Raw genomic sequence first — 18,893 nt, 5'->3', positions numbered from 1 at the left:
TGGCCCTTGGTGCGGCGAGGGCTCTGACATCGGGGACAATGGCGCCATGAGCGTTCGACCTGAAACAGAAGCCGCCGCACAGCAGGCTGCGACCAAGGCCCCCCACCGGGCCGGCTTCGCCTGCTTCGTGGGCCGTCCCAACGCGGGCAAGTCCACCCTCACGAACGCTCTGGTCGGCCAGAAGGTGGCGATCACCTCCAACCGGCCCCAGACCACCCGGCACACCGTGCGCGGCATCGTGCACCGCGAGGACGCCCAGCTGATCCTGGTCGACACCCCGGGCCTCCACAAGCCGCGCACGCTGCTGGGCGAGCGTCTCAACGACGTCGTACGGACCACCTGGGCCGAGGTCGACGTCATCGGGTTCTGCCTGCCGGCCGACCAGAAGCTGGGTCCGGGCGACAAGTACATCGCCAAGGAACTCGCGGGCATCAAGAAGACCCCGAAGATCGCCATCATCACCAAGACCGACCTGGTCGACTCCAAGCAGCTCGCCGAACAGCTGCTCGCCGTCTCCCGCCTCGGCGAGGAGCTCGGCTTCGAATGGGCGGAGATCATCCCGGTCTCCGCGGTCGAAGCGGAGCAGCGGGGAGGACGCGGCTCCTCGAACGAGGACGGCGCCCGGAGGGGCGGCGGCCAGGTCGACCTGCTGGCCGATCTCATCGCCCCGCTCCTCCCGGAGAGCCCGCCGCTCTACCCGGAGGGCGACCTCACCGACGAGCCCGAGATGGTCATGGTCGCGGAGCTGATCCGGGAGGCCGCGCTCGAAGGCGTACGGGACGAGCTGCCGCACTCCATCGCGGTCGTCGTCGAGGAGATGCTGCCGCGCGAGGACCGTCCGGCGGACAAGCCGCTGCTCGACATCCACGCCAACGTCTACATCGAGCGGCCGAGCCAGAAGGGCATCATCATCGGCCCGAAGGGCAGGCGGCTGAAGGATGTCGGCACGAAGTCACGCAAGCACATCGAGGCACTGCTCGGCACGCCCGTCTTCCTGGACCTGCATGTGAAGGTGGCCAAGGACTGGCAGCGCGACCCCAAGCAGCTGCGGAAGCTGGGGTTCTGACCGGAGCCGGCCGCACCCGGACCGGGCACGGCCGGCGCGCACGGGTCTCACGCGCCCTCCTGCAGGACGCGTGAGATCAGCGTGCGCTGGTCCTCGGTCAGCTTCGGGTCCGCGCAGTGGACGGTCCGGCCACCGACCGTGATCCGGTACCGGAAGCCGTCCGGCACGCCCTGGGGCGGGGTGGCGTGGCCCGCGGCGAGCGCCGATGCGGCCAGGGCCTCCCACTCGGCCGCGTCGGCCCGCCCCGTGGTGTCGACCTCGCGGTGGCGTGCGATGCCGGCGAAGCCGCCGGTCCTGCTGACCTGAATCCGCATACGGTCTCCTCCATCGCCCGACGGGCCCGGGACTGCTCTACGCGGTCGGGACGCCCACCTCCGACCACGCCTTCAGGACCGCCTCCACCTCGTCGCCCTCGCCGAAGCGACTGCGGGCCGCGGCCACCGTCAACCGGGCGAAGGAAGCGAAGTCCGCGTCCACCGCCAGTTGACCACCGGTGAGCACATCGAACCAGAGCTGCCCGGCCCGCTCCCACGCCTTGCCTCCGAGGGCCGTCGCCAGCAGATGGAACGCGCGGTTCGGGATGCCGGAGTTGAGGTGCACCCCGCCGTTGTCCTCGCCGGTATGGACATAGTCCTCCATCGAGGCGGGCTGCGGGTCCTTGCCGAGCACGTCGTCGTCGTACGCCGTCCCCGGCGCCTTCATCGAACGCAGCGCGACCCCCTGGACCCGGGGTGCCAGCAGCCCGGCGCCGATCAGCCAGTCGGCCTCGTCGGCGTTCTGGCCCAGCGAGTACTGCTTGACCAGGGAGCCGAAGACGTCGGACACCGATTCGTTGAGTGCGCCGGACTGGCCGTAGTAGCTCAGATTGGCGGTGTACTGGGTCAGCCCGTGGGCCAGTTCATGGGCGATCACATCGATCGCGACGGTGAAGTCCAGGAAGATCTCCCCGTCCCCGTCGCCGAACACCATCTGCTCGCCGTCGAAGAAGGCGTTGTTGTACTTCTCGTCGTAGTGCACGGAACCGATCAGCGGCAGCCCGTTGCCGTCGATCGAACGGCGGCCATACGCCTTGAGCAGCAGTTCGAAGGTGGCGCCGAGTCCGGCATACGCGCGGTTGACGCTCGCGTCCTTCGTCGGCTCCTGGCCCTCGGCGCGGACCTTGGTGCCGGGCAGTTGGGTGCGGTGACGGCAGTCGTACAGGGTGCGGTCGGGTTTGTCGGACGGCTCCCTCCCGGCCGCCGGGGCGCCGGGCACGGGGACGACCGTCGCCATCTGGCGGCGGGTGCGGCGGGCGGCGTCGCTCTCCAGGGTGCGGCGGGCCGGGCCGGCCAGATCGGGGTTGTCGGACTGCGACAGCTTGTCGAGGACATGGGGCGGCACGATGGTGCAGAAGACGGGGTGGAACCCGTGCGGAGACTGAGGCTGCATACACCCGACTGTGGCACCGGGTAACGGTCATGTCACTGGGTGCGACCTGGATTGATGAAATGGAGTGATTGATCACTCTTGGCCGTATCCGGCACCCAGTCCCGCATACTGATACGGGACGGACGCATCAGGCGCCTCTCGGATAGGCTCGTCGCATCATGCGTTTCGGGCTGCTTCTTCTTAGCTGCCGCGGCGAGGGCCTGTAGTCGTAGGCCGACCCCCTCCCCGCGGAGTCTGGTGCTGCAGCGACACAGTCGGCCGTCCCACTTGGTTGGACCCCGAGGAGCCCTACGCAATGACCTCCGCACATTCCGCTCGCACCGCCGGCGAGACCGCTGTCGGCCGTCCGACGCCGATCACCAACGCGACCCAGCTGCAGAAGCCGTCCGGCATGCCGATCCACAAGTACGGCCGCTACGAGGCCGTCGAGATCCCCGACCGCACCTGGCCGGACAGCCGGATCACCGTGGCGCCGCGTTGGCTCTCCACCGACCTGCGTGACGGCAACCAGGCGCTGATCGACCCCATGTCGCCGGCCCGCAAGCGGGAGATGTTCGATCTGCTCGTACGCATGGGCTACAAGGAGATCGAGGTCGGTTTCCCGTCCTCCGGTGAGACCGACTTCGCGTTCGTGCGCTCCATCATCGAAGAGGGCGCGATCCCCGAGGACGTGACGATCTCCGTCCTGACGCAGGCCCGCGAGGACCTGATCGAGCGGACCGTCGAGTCCCTCATCGGCGCCCACCGCGCGACCGTGCACCTGTACAACGCGACGGCACCCACCTTCCGCCGGGTCGTCTTCCGCGGCTCGAAGGACGACATCAAGCAGATCGCCGTGGACGGCACCCGGCTGGTCATGGAGTACGCCGAGAAGCTGCTGGGACCGGAGACGATCTTCGGCTACCAGTACAGCCCCGAGATCTTCACCGACACCGAGCTGGACTTCGCCCTGGAGGTCTGCGAGGCGGTCTGCGACGTCTGGCAGCCGGAGGAGGGGCGCGAGATCATCCTCAACCTGCCCGCCACCGTGGAGCGTTCGACCCCGTCCACGCACGCGGACCGGTTCGAGTGGATGTCGCGCAACCTGTCGCGCCGCGAGTTCGTCTGTCTGTCGGTTCACCCGCACAACGACCGCGGCACCGCCGTCGCCGCCGCCGAACTGGCCATCATGGCCGGTGCCGACCGGATCGAGGGCTGCCTGTTCGGCCAGGGCGAGCGCACCGGCAACGTCGACCTGGTCACCCTGGGCATGAACCTGTTCTCGCAGGGCGTCGACCCGCAGATCGACTTCTCGCAGATCGACGAGATCCGTCGCACCAGCGAGTACTGCAACCAGATGGAGGTCCACCCGCGCCACCCCTACGCGGGCGACCTGGTCTACACCGCCTTCTCCGGCTCCCACCAGGACGCCATCAAGAAGGGCTTCGACGCCATGGAGGCCGACGCGGCCGCCCAGGGCAAGACGATCGACGAGCTCGAGTGGGCGGTGCCGTACCTGCCCATCGACCCGAAGGACGTCGGCCGCAGTTACGAGGCCGTCATCCGGGTCAACTCGCAGTCGGGCAAGGGCGGAATCTCCTACGTCCTGAAGAACGACCACAAGCTGGACCTGCCGCGCCGGATGCAGATCGAGTTCTCGCGGATCATTCAGGCCAAGACCGACGCCGAGGGCGGCGAGATCACGCCGACGCAGATCTGGTCCGTGTTCCAGGACGAGTACCTGCCCAACCCGGACAACGCCTGGGGGCGCGTACAGATCCGCTCCGGCCAGACCACGACCGGCTCCGACGGCCAGGACACCATCACCGTCGAGGCCACGGTGGACGGCGTGGACACCGTGCTCACCGGCACCGGCAACGGACCGATCTCCGCGTTCTTCGAGGCGCTGCAGGCCATCGGCATCGATGTCCGGCTGCTGGACTACACCGAGCACACCATGAGCGAGGGCGCCAGCGCACAGGCCGCCTCGTACATCGAGTGCGCGATCGACGGAAAGGTCCTGTGGGGCATCGGCATCGACGCCAACACCACACGTGCCTCGCTGAAGGCGGTCGTCTCCGCCGTCAACCGCGCCGCTCGCTGATCCCTGCCCGAAAGGGCAGATATGCGCAGGGCCGAGGACCCCGCCACCCGTGTCCGGGGGCGGGGTCTTCGGCCATCTCCGGCGGTTGTGACGATCGAGGTACTGACGCCACATCATGACTGTGGTTAACATCACGTCCACACGGCAACGTTGCCGAGGGCACCTCCCGTGCCCTTGGGCTACGGGGGAGTTACGGAGGTGTGCGACGTGCGGGCAGCCCTGGGACAACGCGCCATGAAACTGCGCATCTGCGGCATCCGCACCACCTGGGACACCGTCGGTGACGGGGAGTTCTTCTGTCCCGGCTGCGGCGGCGACCGCAACTACCGCCGCCTCACCGGACGTCGGCGCTTCACCGTGCTCGGGGTGCCGATGCTGCGGCGCGGCACCGTGGGACCCGTCGTCGAATGCGCCGCCTGCCGGGCGCGCTTCGACACCGATGTGCTCGACCACCCCACCACCACCCGGCTCTCCGCCATGCTCCGGGACGCCGTCCACACCGTCGCACTCGGCGTCCTCGCGGCCGGCGGCGCCACCTCCCGTCCGGTCCTGGAGATCGCCGCCGCGACCGTGCGCGACGCCGGATTCGACGACTGCACGGAGGAACAGCTCTCCACCGTCGTCGAGGTCCTCTCCACCGACATCGGCCACGGCTCCGCCTTCGACCCGGTGGCCGAGGCCTGCGGCGCGGCCCTCGCCATCGAACTCCACGAGGCACTGGAACCCCTGGCCCCGCACCTGGCCCCCGCCGGACGCGAGGCGATCCTGCTCCAGGGTGCCCGGATCGCCCTCGCCGACGGCCCGTACGGGCCCTCCGAGCGCGAGGTGCTGACCACGGTCGGCGGGGCGCTGCAGCTCTGCGCCGAGGACACCGCCCGCCTGCTGGCCGCGGCGGCGCGTACCCCTTCCTGACGCGTACCCGGGGCCCGACCTGGACCCTGGCCCCGGGAGGCGTGCGCGTACCGGACAATGGACGCATGAGCTTGTTCCGGGACGACGGCGTGGTGCTGCGCACGCAGAAGCTGGGCGAGGCCGACCGGATCATCACGATCCTGACCCGCGGCCACGGCCGGGTGCGGGCCGTCGCGCGCGGTGTGCGGCGTACGAAGTCCAAGTTCGGGGCGCGGCTGGAGCCCTTCTCCCACGTCGACGTGCAGTTCTTCGCCCGGGGCAGCGAGCTGGTCGGCCGCGGCCTGCCGCTCTGCACCCAGAGCGAGACGATCGCCCCGTACGGCGGCGGCATCGTCACCGACTACGCCCGCTACACCGCGGGCACCGCCATGCTGGAGACCGCCGAGCGGTTCACCGACCACGAGGGCGAACCCGCGGTCCAGCAGTACCTGCTGCTCGTCGGCGGCCTGCGCACCCTCGCGCGCGGCGAACACGAACCGCATCTCGTCCTCGACGCCTTCCTGCTGCGTTCACTCGCCGTCAACGGCTACGCACCCAGCTTCGAGGACTGCGCGCGGTGCGGAATGCCCGGACCGAACCGGTTCTTCTCCGTCGCGGCAGGCGGCATCGTCTGCGGCGACTGCCGGGTCCCCGGCAGCGTCGTACCCTCGGCAGAGGCCGTCGCCCTGCTGAGCGCGCTGCTCACCGGGGACTGGGAGACGGCGGACGCGTGCGAGGCGCGTCATGTCAGGGAGGGGAGCGGACTGGTGTCCGCCTATCTGCACTGGCATCTGGAGCGCGGACTGCGCTCACTGCGGTACGTAGAGAAGTGACACAGGCAGTTCAGGCACAGGGAGCGAGACAGTTCATGGCAGTACGCGGGATGCTCGGCGGTCGTAACCGGCGCGACTACAAGACCCCCGAACCGCACCCCTCCGGTGCCCGGCCCCCGAAGATCCCCGGCGAGCTGGTACCCGAGCACGTGGCCATCGTGATGGACGGGAACGGCCGCTGGGCCAAGGAACGCGGCCTCCCGCGCACCGAGGGCCACAAGGTCGGCGAGGGCGTCGTGATGGACGTCCTCAAGGGCTGCATCGAGATGGGCGTCAAGAACCTCTCGCTGTACGCGTTCTCCACGGAGAACTGGAAGAGGTCCCCGGAGGAGGTGAAGTTCCTGATGAACTTCAACCGGGACGTCATCCGCCGCCGCCGCGACGAGATGGACGAACTGGGCATCCGCATCCGCTGGGTGGGGCGCATGCCGAAGCTGTGGAAGTCCGTCGTCCAGGAGCTCCAGGTCGCCCAGGAGCAGACGAAGGACAACGACCGGATGACGCTGTACTTCTGCGTCAACTACGGCGGCCGGGCCGAGATCGCCGACGCCGCGCAGCGCATCGCGCAGGACGTCGCGGCCGGGAGGCTCGACCCGTCCAGGGTCAACGAGAAGACCTTCGCGAAGTACATCTACTACCCGGACATGCCGGACGTCGACCTCTTCGTCCGCCCCAGCGGCGAGCAGCGCACCTCCAACTACCTGATCTGGCAGAGCGCCTACGCGGAGATGGTCTTCCAGGACGTCCTGTGGCCGGACTTCGACCGCCGCGACCTGTGGCGGGCCTGTCTGGAGTACGCCCAGCGGGACCGGCGCTTCGGCGGCGCGGTGGAAACGACCCAGGCGCCGACGGGCTGAGCGGGCGGGCCCGGGACACCGTCCCGGGCCGTCGTCACTCCTGCGGGTGCGCGCACCCGGCGCAGGTGCCGAAGATCTCCACCGTGTGGGCCACGTTCACGTACCCGTGCTGCGCGGCGATCGCCTCCGCCCACTGCTCGACCGCCGGTCCTTCGACCTCGACCGCCTTGCCGCACATCCGGCACACCAGATGGTGGTGGTGGTCGCCGGTCGAGCAGCGTCGGTACACGGACTCGCCGTCGGTGGTGCGCAGCACATCGACCTCGCCCGCGTCGGCGAGGGACTGGAGGGTGCGGTAGACGGTGGTCAGGCCGACCGAGTCACCGCGGTGCTTGAGCACATCGTGGAGTTCCTGGGCGCTGCGGAACTCGTTCACCTCGTCGAGCGCCGCCGCCACTGCCGCGCGCTGCCGGGTCGACCGGCCGCGTACCTGGGTCGCGTTCGTTCCACTGATCGGCGCTGTCGCCACAGCAGCCTCCTCGTGTCGCCCGTACCTGTGTCGGGCCATTGTGCCAGCCCGTCCGGGCGTCATGGTCAAACCTGGAGTTCGTCCGTGGCGGGACGGGAGGCCGTCACCTCAAGAGTGCACTTCTCGGCCGCCGTTTCGCTGCGGCGGGCGCGCCTTCGGGCCAGCGGAGTCGCGAGCGCCGTCATCGCGACGAAGACCACGATGGCCAGGAGCACGATCGTCGCGCCGGGCGGGACGTCCTGGTAGTACGAGGTCACGGTGCCGGCCAGGGTCACCACCGTGCCGATGACGACCGACAGCACGAACGTCAGCCTGAAGGACCTGGAGATCTGCTGCGCGGCCGCGACCGGCACCACCATCAGCGCGCTGACCAGCAGCAGCCCGACGACCCGCATCGCCACCGTGACGGTCACCGCCGCGGTCACCGCGATCAGCAGGTTCAGCATGCGCACCGGCAGCCCGGTGACCCGGGCGAACTCCTCGTCCTGGCTGACCGCGAACAGCTGCCGGCGCAGCCCCAGCGTCACCAGCAGCACGAAGGCGGCCAGCAGACAGATCGCGGTGATGTCCTCGGGGGAGACCGTGGCGAGGGAGCCGAAGAGATACGAGGTGAGGTTGGCGTTGGAGCCGGTGTCGGAGAGGTTGATCAGCAGGACCCCGCCCGCCATGCCGCCGTAGAACAGCATGGCCAGCGCGATGTCGCCGCGGGTGCGTCCGTACCAGCGGATCAGTTCCATGGTGACGGCACCCAGCACGGCGACCGCCGTGGCCATCCACACCGGGCTGGTGGAGAGCAGGAAGCCGAGGCCGACACCGGTCATCGCGATATGACCGATCCCGTCGCCCATCAGGGCCTGGCGGCGCTGGACGAGATAGACACCGACGGCGGGGGCGATGACGCCGACCAGTACGGCGGCGAGCAGGGCCCGCTGCATGAAGGGAGGATCGAGGAATTCCATGGTCAGCTCAGCAGTCCGGTCCGGACGGGCTCGGAGGCCGCGTGGGGGTGTACATGGTCGTGTCCCGGCAGGGCGTGCTGGCCCAGTGCCTTGGGGGGCGGCCCGTCGTGCAGCACACAGCCGTCGCGCAGCACGATCGCGCGGTCGATCAGGGGCTCCAGCGGGCCGAGTTCGTGCAGGACGAGCAGCACGGTGGTGCCGGCCGCGACCTGTTCGCGGAGCGTCGAGGCGAGGATCTCCTGGCTGGCCAGGTCGACGCCGGCCATCGGCTCGTCCATGATCAGCAGCTCGGGTTCGGCAGCCAGCGCACGGGCGATCAGCACCCGCTGGTGCTGCCCGCCGGAGAGCGCGTCCACCGAGTCCCCGGCCCGGTCGGCGAGGCCGACGAGAGCGATGGCCCGGTCGACGGCGGCCCGGTCGGCCTTGCGGAGCAGGCCCAGCCTGGCCCGGGAGAGACGGCCGGAGGTGACGACCTCGCGGATCGTGGCGGGTACACCGCCGGCCGCGGTGGTGCGCTGGGGTACGTAACCGATGCGTGCCCAGGCACGGAAGCGCCGCAGCGGGGTGCCGAAGAGTTCGATGGAGCCGCCGGTGAGCGGGACCTGGCCGATGACGGAGCGCACGGCGGTCGACTTGCCGGAGCCGTTGGCGCCGAGCAGGGCGACGACCTCGCCGCGGTGGACGGTCAGGTCGATGCCGCGCAGCACCGGACGCGCGCCGAGCGTCGCCGTGGCGCCGCGCAGGGCTATGACGGGTTCCGTGGTGGGGCTCCCGGACTCGGGCATGAGCGCCTCCGATCGTGCTGTGGCGGGTGTTACGCAGGTCACTTGGCGCCGAGCGCCTTCTGCAGGGCGGCGAGGTTGGACTGCATGACCTCGATGTAGTCGGCGCCCTTGGACTGGTCCGTGATCCCCTCCAGCGGGTCCAGGACGGCGGTCTTCAGCCCGGTGTCCTGGGCGAGGGTCTTCGCGGTGCGGTCGCTGGCGAGCGTCTCGAAGAAGACGGTGGTGGCTCCGCTCTTCTCCGCGATGGTGTGGATCTCCTTGATCCGGGCGGGGCTGGGCTCGGCCTCGGGGTCGACGCCGGCGATGCCCTCCTGGGTCAGCCCGTAGCGCTCCGCGAGGTAGCCGAAGGCGGAGTGCGTGGTGATGAAGGTCTTGGTCGTGGTGTTCTTCAGGCCGTCCCGGAACGCGAGGTTCAGGCCGTCGAGCTTGGTGACCAGCGCCTCCGTGTTCTTGCGGTAGTCCGCTGCGTGGTCGGGGTCGGTCTTCTCCAGGGACTTCCCGACGCCCTCGGCGACCTCGGCGTACTTGACCGGGTCCAGCCAGATGTGGGGGTCGGCCCCGGCCTCGTCGCCGTGGTGCTCGTGACCGTGTTCGTCGGCGCCGGTCTCCGTGCCGTGGTCCTCGAGCTGCGTGAGGGTCGAGGCGTCGACGGTGTGCTTCGCGCCGGACAGCTTGATGGCGTCGTCGACGGCCGGCTGGATGCCCTTGAGATAGAGGATGTAGTCGGCGTCGGTGAGTCCGCCGATCTGCCGAGGGGAGAGTTCCAGATCGTGCGGCTCGACGCCCGGCTTGGTCAGCGTGGTGACGGAGACGTGCTTCCCGCCGATCTGCTCGGCCAGGAACTGCATCGGATAGAACGAAGCCACCACGTTCAGCCTGCCGCCGTTCCTGTGGTCGGCGGCGTCCGAGGCGGAGCAGGCGGTGAGACCGAGGAGCGCCGCTCCGGCGACGGCGGTGGCGGGTATCAGGCGGCTTACGTTCATGACAGTCATTTTCAACAAAACTGGAAACGATTGTCAACAAGGGCGGTGAGGCGGCTCCTCGGCCATCTGTGCCGGAACCGATTTGATCCGAGGGGCGTGCCCGCCGGTAATCTGAAGCATTCGCCCGCCCGTCTCCCGACCCTCACCCCACCACCGAGGCGCTTCGGGCCACCCCTGTCCAATTTCGTCGTCGTAATGAAGAGAGCACCGTGGCCGCCGACAAGATCGACTCCATCGTCAGCCTGAGCAAGCGCCGTGGCTTCGTCTATCCCTGCAGTGAGATCTACGGTGGCCAGCGGGCCGCCTGGGACTACGGGCCGCTGGGCGTCGAGATGAAGGAGAACCTCAAGCGCCAGTGGTGGCGCTACATGGTCACCTCGCGCGAGGACGTGGTCGGAATCGACTCGTCGGTCATCCTGGCCCCCGAGGTGTGGGTCGCCTCCGGCCATGTCGCCACGTTCACCGACCCGCTGACCGAGTGCACCTCGTGTCACAAGCGCTTCCGTGCCGACCACCTGGAAGAGGCGTACGAGGAGAAGCACGGCCACGCGCCCGCGAACGGCCTGACCGAGCTCAACTGCCCCAACTGCGGCAACAAGGGCACCTTCACCGAGCCCAAGCAGTTCTCCGGCCTGCTCTCCACCCACCTCGGCCCGACCCAGGACTCCGGCTCGGTGGCCTACCTGCGTCCGGAGACGGCCCAGGGCATCTTCACCAACTTCTCCCAGGTGCAGCAGACTTCGCGCAAGAAGCCGCCGTTCGGCATCGCCCAGATGGGCAAGTCCTTCCGGAACGAGATCACTCCGGGCAACTTCATCTTCCGCACCCGCGAGTTCGAGCAGATGGAGATGGAGTTCTTCGTCAAGCCGGGCGAGGACGAGACGTGGCACGAGTACTGGATGGAGCAGCGCTGGAACTGGTACACCGGCCTGGGCCTGCGCGAGGAGAACATGCGGTGGTACGAGCACCCGAAGGAGAAGCTCTCGCACTACTCCAAGCGCACCGCTGACATCGAGTACCGCTTCCGCTTCGGCGGCAGCGAGTGGGGCGAGCTGGAGGGCGTCGCCAACCGCACGGACTACGACCTCAAGGCGCACTCCAGCGGCTCCGGCACGGACCTGACCTTCTTCGACCAGGAGGCCGGCGAGCGCTGGACCCCGTATGTCATCGAGCCGGCAGCCGGTGTCGGCCGTGCGATGCTCGCCTTCCTCCTCGACGCCTACATCGAGGACGAGGCCCCCAACGCCAAGGGCGTCATGGAGAAGCGCACCGTGATGCGCCTCGACCCGCGCATCGCGCCGGTCAAGGTCGCCGTTCTGCCGCTGTCCCGCAACCCGCAGCTGTCGCCGAAGGCCAAGGGCCTCGCGGCCGACCTGCGGCAGAACTGGAACATCGAGTTCGACGACGCGGGCGCCATCGGCCGCCGCTACCGCCGCCAGGACGAGATCGGCACGCCGTTCTGCGTCACCGTCGACTTCGACACCCTCGACGACAACGCGGTGACCGTGCGCGAGCGCGACACCATGCAGCAGGAGCGCGTCTCCCTGGACCAGATCCAGGCCTACCTCGGTGCCCGCCTGCTGGGCTGCTGACACCCCGGTTTCTCTCTCGACGAGGCCCCCGGTTCTTCCGTACGGAACCGGGGGCCTCGCCGTACGCCGGAAACCACGTGCGCGGGCCGGCCGGGCCGGAGTACGGTTCCGGCATGTCTTCGTTCTTCCAGATCTACGAGTGAGCGCGCGGCGGGCCGACCACCCGCCGCCCATCGGACCGGATCAAGGTCGCTTCGACCTCACCACTGACCAAGAACGGGAGAACACCGTGGCCAAGAGCCGCAACAACCTCCTCGGCGTGGGCGGACAGCGCAAGAAGCTGTCCCGCCCCGACCAGCAGGGCACGGGCCCCGCGGGCAACGCCGATCGCAAGGCGGCCGCCGACCAGAAGCAGGAGCTGCTGCGCAGGATGCGTGAGCGCGCGCAGTCGGGACCGGCCGCCGCGCAGACCGAGCCGTCCCCGGACGACTCCGCGCGGCCGGACGGCGCCGAGCAGGACACTCCGGCGCAGAGCTGACGCCTCCGCCTCACCCGTACCACCGTGGGCCCGGATCACCTGACGTGATCCGGGCCCACGCCCCTGTCCGCACCCGTTCCGCGCCGGTGCTCACCCGCGCACCGTCAGGCCCGGGAGCTCGCCGAGACCTGACCCTCCGCACCGGCGGCGGACGGCCGATCCAGCCGCTCCGCGGTCCGGCGCGCCGTCTCCCGCGCCCAGGGCCCGCTGGTCAGCGCCCCCACCAGCAGGACGCAGAGCCCGCACCCGGCGAGGATCCACCAGGCCGGCGTGCTGGCGTCCACGAACGCGTCCGCGTACGGGGCGCTCCGCGGCGATCCGGCTCCGGCCACACCCGCCGCCAGCACCGCACCGATCACGGCCACCCCGAGCGTTCCGCCGATCTGCCGGCTGGTCGAGGCGACGGCCGCCGCCACACCGGCCTGCGTGCGCGGCATCCCGGAGACCGCGGTGTTGGTGATCGGCGCGTTCACCATGCCGAAGCCCAGGCCGAACAGCACGAAGCCGGTGAACAGCAGGACGTCGTTCGTCTCCGCGTCGAACGCGGCGAACAACACCCCGCACGCCGTGATGGTCACGCCCGCCACCAGCAGCGGGAGGCGCGGCCCCCGGCTGCCGACGAGCCGCCCCGACAGCGGCGCGCTGACGAAGGTCAGGGCCGCCATCGGCAGCATGTACAGACCGGCGTGCAACGCGCTCTGACCGCGCACGTTCTGCAGATACAGCGTGTTGAGGAAGAGGAAGCCGCTGAGCGCGGCGAAGGCGCAGACCGCGATGGCGGTGGCGCCACTGAACGGGGCACTGCGGAAGAACCGCAGATCGACGAGGGGCTCGGCGCGCCTGGGTTCGTACAGCAGCAGCCCGGCCAGCGAGCACAGGGCCGTCACGCAGAGCACCAGGATCAGTGGCGAGGCGAGTCCCTCCGACGGGGCCTCGATGATCGCGTACGTCAGCGAGCCGAGCAGCCCGATCACCAGCAGCTGCCCCACGGGGTCGGGGCGACGCGGTATCGGGGCGCGGGACTCGGGGACGTAGCGCCAGGTGAGCAGCAGCGCGGCGAGACCGACCGGCAGGTTGATCCAGAAGATCGACCGCCAGCCGACCGAGTCCACCAGCAGCCCGCCGACCAGCGGGCCCGCCGCCATGGAGATGCCGACGACGCCACCCCACACCCCGATGGCGCGGGCCCGCTCGCGGGGGTCGGTGAACGTGTTGGTGATGATCGACATCGCGACGGGGTTGAGCATCGAGCCGCCCACGGCCTGGACCATCCGGAATGCCACCAGCGACTCCAGGTTCGGCGCCAGGGAGCAGAGCACCGAGCCGAGGGTGAAGAGGACGAGCCCGGTCTGGAAGATCTTCCGGCGGCCGATGCGGTCGGCGGTGGAGCCCGCGAGCATCAGCAGCGAGGCCAGGACGAGGGTGTAGGCGTCGATCGTCCACTGCATGCCCGCCACGGTGGCGTGCAGTTCCTTCTGGATGGAGGGCAGAGCGACGTTCAGGACGGTGTTGTCGAGACTGACGATCAGCAGACTCATGCAGCAGATCGCCAGCACGAGCTGCCGTCGGCGGGGGCTGAGCTCGGGCATGCATGGATAGTACGGTTAACTAACGACCTCTGCCGACGGGGCGCTCCGCACCGTACGCGACAATGGAGCAATGACCACGCTCGCCCCTTCTCGCCCGCTGCTCCGGATCGGCCCCCACACGGTGGAGCCGCCGGTGGTGCTCGCCCCCATGGCCGGCATCACCAACGCCCCGTTCCGCACCCTGTGCCGGGAGTTCTCCGGCGGCAAGGGCCTGTTCGTCAGCGAGATGATCACGACGCGGGCGCTGGTCGAGCGCAATGAGAAGACCATGCAGCTCATCCAGTTCGACGCGAGCGAGACGCCGCGCTCGATCCAGCTGTACGGAGTGGACCCGGTCACGGTCGGCAAGGCCGTGCGGATGATCGTCGACGAGGACCTCGCCGACCACATCGACCTGAACTTCGGCTGCCCGGTCCCCAAGGTGACCCGCAAGGGCGGTGGCTCCGCGCTCCCGTACAAGCGGCCGCTGCTGCGTGCGATCCTCCGTGAGGCGGTCTCCCAGGCCGGCGACCTGCCGGTCACGATCAAGATGCGCAAGGGCATCGACGACGACCACATGACCTACCTCGACGCGGGCCGCATCGCGGTCGAGGAGGGGATCACGGCCGTGGCCCTGCACGGCAGGACGACGGCCCAGCACTACGGCGGCACGGCCGACTGGGACGCCATCGCCCGCCTCAAGGAACACGTCCCGGAGATCCCGGTGCTGGGCAACGGCGACATCTGGTGTGCGGCCGACGCCCGCCGGATGATGGCCGAGACCGGCTGCGACGGCGTGGTCGTGGGCCGGGGCTGCCTCGGCCGCCCCTGGCTCTTCGGCGACCTTGTGCGCGCGTTCGAGAGCCCGGAGACGGAGCGGACGTCCGGGGCGGCTCCCGGCCTCCGGGAGGTCGCCGAGGTCATGCTGCGGCACGCGACGCTGCTGGGGGAGTGGATCGGCGACGAGGCCCGTGGCGTGATCGACTTCCGCAAGCATGTCGCCTGGTACCTCAAGGGCTTCTCGGTGGGTTCGGAGATGCGCCGGAAACTGGCGGTCACCTCGTCGCTGGCGGAGCTGGGCGGCCAGCTGCAGGAGCTGGACCTGGACCAGCCGTGGCCGGACGGGGCGGACGGGCCGCGCGGACGCACCTCGGGCAACAACCGGGTGGCGCTGCCGGACGGCTGGCTGAAGGACCCGTACGACTGCGCGGGTGTGAGTGCGGAGGCCGAGCTGGACACCTCCGGCGGCTGAGAACGCTCCTGGGACCGACTGGTCCACCCGGACGTCCCGGCTCTCCGGGGCACTTCATGAGGCACGCGGTGCGACAGGCACCGCGTGCCTCATGCGTTAGCTCGCTCATCTGAGCGTTGAGGTGCGTCGAGTTCGGCGATATCCAGCCATGCGTGCGTCCGGATGTGTCCGTATCGGGTGTCGGGGGGATGTACCGGGTCGCCGTTGGTTACGCACGGGTGATCATGGTTTTACCGAGAGCTGTCGCCGGTCCGTCCGGATGGTGACATCTGAGCGCCTTCCGTAGAGTGATTCTCGCCACCCTGAGAAGCTGGTTGCTCATATGAGCGCAATTTTGAGGGTTGCACTTCTCAAATGATGGCACTGGGTGCCAAGGCGACTCCACTTTGATCGATCAACACATCCATGGCGGTGCGTAGTCGATTGAGCGGAAACTGGTTGCACTGAGTGTTTATTCGTTCAAGAAGTGAACGAACTCTCTTGATCGAGGGATGAACCAGTTCACTTTCGATCTGCTGGCGGACGGGTGGTTGAGGCCTCGTGACGGGCAGGTGGGCGTACCCAGACACCTTCGATCTGGGTATGTTCCTCGCCGTCAGGGCAGCCATCAGCGTCCTCGAGGAGTCGAGACCCGTGTCGGAAAACAAAGATCCCCAGGTATCCACCCCGGAGTCCGGAGTCCCCCAGGGTCAGAAGTTCGTTTACGACTTCACCGAGGGCAACAAGGATCTGAAGGACCTGCTCGGCGGGAAGGGTGCGAACCTCGCCGAGATGACCAACCTCGGGCTGCCCGTCCCTCCGGGCTTCACCATCACCACCGAGGCGTGCAAGGTCTACCTCGAGAGCGGCCAGGAGCCGGCGGCCCTGCGCGACGAGGTCAGCGCGCACCTCGACGCCCTTGAGGCGCGGATGGGCAAGAAGCTCGGCCAGGTGGACGACCCGCTGCTGGTCTCGGTCCGCTCCGGCGCGAAGTTCTCGATGCCGGGCATGATGGACACGGTCCTCAACATCGGCCTCTTCGACGATTCGGTGGTCGGTCTCGCCGACCAGGCCGGCGACGAGCGGTTCGCGTGGGACTCCTACCGCCGCCTCATCCAGATGTTCGGCAAGACCGTCCTCGGAGTCGACGGCGACCTCTTCGAGGAGGCGCTGGAGGCGGCGAAGGAGGCCAAGGGCGTCACGGTCGACGTGGACCTCGACGCGGCCGACCTCAAGAAGCTGGTCGAGCAGTTCAAGAAGATCGTCTCGCGGGAGGCCGGGCGCGACTTCCCGCAGGACCCCCGGGAGCAGATGGACCTGGCCATAAAGGCCGTCTTCGACTCGTGGAACACCGACCGGGCCAAGCTCTACCGTCGCCAGGAACGCATCCCCGGCGACCTCGGCACGGCCGTCAACGTCTGCTCGATGGTCTTCGGCAACCTCGGCCCCGACTCCGGTACGGGTGTCGCGTTCACCCGCGACCCGGCCAGCGGCCACCAGGGCGTCTACGGCGACTACCTGCAGAACGCGCAGGGCGAGGACGTCGTCGCCGGTATCCGCAACACGGTGCCGCTCGCCGATCTGGAGTCGATCGACAAGGCGTCGTACGACCAGCTGATGCAGATCATGGAAACGCTCGAGACGCACTACAAGGACCTGTGCGACATCGAGTTCACCATCGAGCGCGGCCAGCTCTGGATGCTCCAGACCCGGGTCGGCAAGCGCACCGCCGGTGCCGCGTTCCGGATCGCGACGCAGCTCGTCGACCAGGGGCTGATCGACGAGGCCGAGGCGCTCCAGCGGGTCAACGGGGCGCAGCTCGCGCAGCTGATGTTCCCGCGCTTCGACGACACCGGGGCCGGCGAGGGGACGGGGCCGCAGCTGCTCGGCCGCGGAATCGCCGCGTCGCCGGGCGCCGCGGTCGGCAAGGCCGTCTTCGACTCGTACACCGCGGTGAAGTGGTCCCGGTCCGGCGAGAAGGTCATCCTCATCCGCCGTGAGACCAACCCGGACGACCTCGACGGCATGATCGCGGCCGAGGGCATCCTGACCTCGCGCGGTGGCAAGACCTCGCACGCCGCCGTCGTCGCCCGCGGCATGGGCAAGACCTGTGTCTGCGGTGCCGAGGAGCTGGAGGTCGACACCAAGCGCCGCCGGATGACGGTGGGCGGCCGGGTCATCGAGGAGGGCGACGTCGTCTCCATCGACGGCTCCACCGGCAAGGTGTACCTCGGTGAGGTCCCCGTCGTGCCGTCCCCGGTCGTCGAGTACTTCGAGGGCCGGATGCACGCGGGCGCCGACGACGCCGACGAGCTGGTCGCCTCCGTGCACCGGATCATGGCGTACGCGGACCGGGTGCGCCGGCTGCGGGTGCGGGCCAACGCCGACAACGCCGAGGACGCGATGCGCGCCCGCCGCTTCGGCGCCCAGGGCATCGGCCTGTGCCGCACCGAGCACATGTTCCTCGGTGAGCGCCGCGAGATGGTCGAGAAGCTGATCCTCGCGGACACCGACGCCGAACGCGAGACCGCGCTGGAGGAACTGCTTCCGCTCCAGCGGACCGACTTCGTCGAGCTGTTCGAGGCGATGGACGGACTGCCCGTCACGGTGCGGCTCCTCGACCCGCCGCTGCACGAGTTCCTGCCCGACATCACCGAGCTCTCGGTGCGGGTCGCCCTCGCCGAGTCCCGCAAGGACGCCAACGAGAACGACCTGCGCCTGCTCCAGGCCGTGCACAAGCTGCACGAGCAGAACCCGATGCTCGGTCTGCGCGGGGTCCGTCTCGGCCTGGTCATCCCCGGCCTGTTCGCCATGCAGGTGAGGGCGATCGCCGAGGCCGCGGCAGCCCGCAAGAACGCCAACGGCGACCCGCGCGCCGAGATCATGATTCCGCTCGTCGGCACGGTCCAGGAACTGGAGATCGTCCGCGAGGAGGCCGACCAGGTCATCGCCGAGGTCGAAGCCGCCACCGGCACCGAGCTGAAGCTCACCATCGGCACGATGATCGAGCTGCCGCGCGCCGCGCTGACCGCCGGCCAGATCGCCGAGGCCGCCCAGTTCTTCTCCTTCGGCACGAACGACCTGACCCAGACGGTCTGGGGCTTCTCGCGTGACGACGTGGAGGCCTCGTTCTTCACCGCGTACCTGGAGAAGGGCATCTTCGGGGTGTCGCCGTTCGAGACGATCGACAAGGACGGCGTCGGCTCGCTGGTGCGCAGCGCCGTGGCGGCCGGCCGGGCCACGCGTCCGGACCTGAAGCTCGGTGTCTGCGGCGAGCACGGCGGCGACCCGGAGTCGGTGCACTTCTTCCACGAGGTGGGCCTGGACTACGTGTCCTGCTCCCCGTTCCGTATCCCGGTCGCCCGCCTGGAGGCGGGCCGTGCGGCGGCGGAGTCGCAGGGCAGCGACAGCCGCTGACCCGGCACCGTCCACCCCGGCTCCGGGGCCGCCGTCGGTTCCTTCGTACTCTCACCGACCCGGCGGCGGCTCCGGAACTCACCAAGGCGGCGACACCCTGTGCGGGGGTGTCGCCGCCTCGTTCCGTTCGGGAAGGGGTGCGCGACATGGCGCTTCCCCTTCGCCCACTACGCAGAGTTTGTTCAACGTACAAAGATCTGGTGCCGCGGCACACCTTGCCTGTTGCGGCACCAGGGAGGGAACGGGCCGGTGC

At 69.3% G+C, this 18,893-nt stretch carries 16 protein-coding genes; 9 read left to right on the top strand and 7 right to left on the bottom strand.

Annotated features, from left to right (window positions below):
• Positions 1-46 precede the first annotated feature (46 nt).
• Positions 47-1,066, top strand: coding sequence for a GTPase Era (locus tag AB0L71_RS19225; protein ID WP_365244063.1), 1,020 nt, complete (start codon positions 47-49; stop codon positions 1,064-1,066).
• Between the two features lie 47 nt (positions 1,067-1,113).
• Here the strand turns inward: AB0L71_RS19225 and AB0L71_RS19220 are convergent, their stop codons facing one another.
• Positions 1,114-1,380: a protealysin inhibitor emfourin gene (locus AB0L71_RS19220; protein WP_365244061.1), complete on the bottom strand. Its 267-nt coding sequence runs from the start codon at positions 1,378-1,380 to the stop codon at positions 1,114-1,116.
• Positions 1,381-1,417: 37 nt separating this feature from the next.
• Positions 1,418-2,494, bottom strand: a complete 1,077-nt coding sequence (locus tag AB0L71_RS19215) for a M4 family metallopeptidase (protein ID WP_365244059.1) — start codon at positions 2,492-2,494, stop codon at positions 1,418-1,420.
• A gap of 295 nt (positions 2,495-2,789) precedes the next feature.
• Here AB0L71_RS19215 and leuA point away from each other — a divergent pair, with 295 nt between their 5' ends.
• The 4 genes from leuA (at position 2,790) to AB0L71_RS19195 (ending at position 7,158) form a co-directional block, all read left to right on the top strand.
• Positions 2,790-4,577: a 2-isopropylmalate synthase gene (gene leuA, locus AB0L71_RS19210; RefSeq protein WP_365244057.1), complete on the top strand. Its 1,788-nt coding sequence runs from the start codon at positions 2,790-2,792 to the stop codon at positions 4,575-4,577.
• 234 nt (positions 4,578-4,811) lie between these two features.
• Entirely contained in the window at positions 4,812-5,489 is a 678-nt protein-coding gene (locus AB0L71_RS19205; protein WP_365244352.1) for a TerB family tellurite resistance protein, read from the top strand.
• Positions 5,490-5,554: 65 nt separating this feature from the next.
• A complete protein-coding gene (gene recO, locus AB0L71_RS19200) occupies positions 5,555-6,301 on the top strand; it encodes a DNA repair protein RecO (RefSeq protein ID WP_365244055.1) in 747 nt (248 codons plus the stop codon).
• A gap of 35 nt (positions 6,302-6,336) precedes the next feature.
• A complete protein-coding gene (locus AB0L71_RS19195; protein WP_365244053.1) occupies positions 6,337-7,158 on the top strand; it encodes an isoprenyl transferase in 822 nt (273 codons plus the stop codon).
• A gap of 34 nt (positions 7,159-7,192) precedes the next feature.
• Here AB0L71_RS19195 and AB0L71_RS19190 read toward each other — a convergent pair whose 3' ends face one another.
• From AB0L71_RS19190 to AB0L71_RS19175, 4 genes are all read right to left on the bottom strand, one after another.
• Positions 7,193-7,627, bottom strand: coding sequence for a transcriptional repressor (locus tag AB0L71_RS19190; RefSeq protein WP_365244051.1), 435 nt, complete (start codon positions 7,625-7,627; stop codon positions 7,193-7,195).
• A 65-nt stretch (positions 7,628-7,692) separates the two neighbouring features.
• Positions 7,693-8,586: a metal ABC transporter permease gene (locus AB0L71_RS19185; protein WP_365244049.1), complete on the bottom strand. Its 894-nt coding sequence runs from the start codon at positions 8,584-8,586 to the stop codon at positions 7,693-7,695.
• Positions 8,587-8,588: 2 nt separating this feature from the next.
• Positions 8,589-9,371: a metal ABC transporter ATP-binding protein gene (locus AB0L71_RS19180; RefSeq protein ID WP_365244047.1), complete on the bottom strand. Its 783-nt coding sequence runs from the start codon at positions 9,369-9,371 to the stop codon at positions 8,589-8,591.
• Between the two features lie 38 nt (positions 9,372-9,409).
• Positions 9,410-10,354, bottom strand: coding sequence for a metal ABC transporter substrate-binding protein (locus AB0L71_RS19175; protein ID WP_365244045.1), 945 nt, complete (start codon positions 10,352-10,354; stop codon positions 9,410-9,412).
• Positions 10,355-10,563: 209 nt separating this feature from the next.
• On the opposite strand from AB0L71_RS19175, the gene AB0L71_RS19170 reads away from it, so the two are divergent.
• Positions 10,564-11,946, top strand: coding sequence for a glycine--tRNA ligase (locus AB0L71_RS19170; protein ID WP_365244043.1), 1,383 nt, complete (start codon positions 10,564-10,566; stop codon positions 11,944-11,946).
• 229 nt (positions 11,947-12,175) lie between these two features.
• Positions 12,176-12,424 carry a DUF6243 family protein gene (locus AB0L71_RS19165; protein ID WP_365244041.1) on the top strand — a complete coding sequence of 83 codons (249 nt, stop codon included), beginning with the start codon at positions 12,176-12,178 and terminating at the stop codon, positions 12,422-12,424.
• A gap of 104 nt (positions 12,425-12,528) precedes the next feature.
• Here the strand turns inward: AB0L71_RS19165 and AB0L71_RS19160 are convergent, their stop codons facing one another.
• Positions 12,529-14,013, bottom strand: coding sequence for an MFS transporter (locus AB0L71_RS19160; RefSeq protein ID WP_365244039.1), 1,485 nt, complete (start codon positions 14,011-14,013; stop codon positions 12,529-12,531).
• A gap of 70 nt (positions 14,014-14,083) precedes the next feature.
• Here AB0L71_RS19160 and dusB point away from each other — a divergent pair, with 70 nt between their 5' ends.
• Positions 14,084-15,244: a tRNA dihydrouridine synthase DusB gene (gene dusB, locus AB0L71_RS19155; protein WP_365244037.1), complete on the top strand. Its 1,161-nt coding sequence runs from the start codon at positions 14,084-14,086 to the stop codon at positions 15,242-15,244.
• A 633-nt stretch (positions 15,245-15,877) separates the two neighbouring features.
• Positions 15,878-18,640 (top strand): pyruvate, phosphate dikinase, encoded by a 2,763-nt coding sequence (ppdK, locus tag AB0L71_RS19150; protein WP_365244035.1) that lies wholly within the window; start codon positions 15,878-15,880, stop codon positions 18,638-18,640.
• Positions 18,641-18,893 lie beyond the last annotated feature (253 nt).

The organism is Streptomyces sp. NPDC052052 (assembly GCF_040680455.1).
Classification (GTDB): domain Bacteria; phylum Actinomycetota; class Actinomycetes; order Streptomycetales; family Streptomycetaceae; genus Streptomyces.
This window is presented reverse-complemented; position numbering and strand designations above follow the sequence as displayed.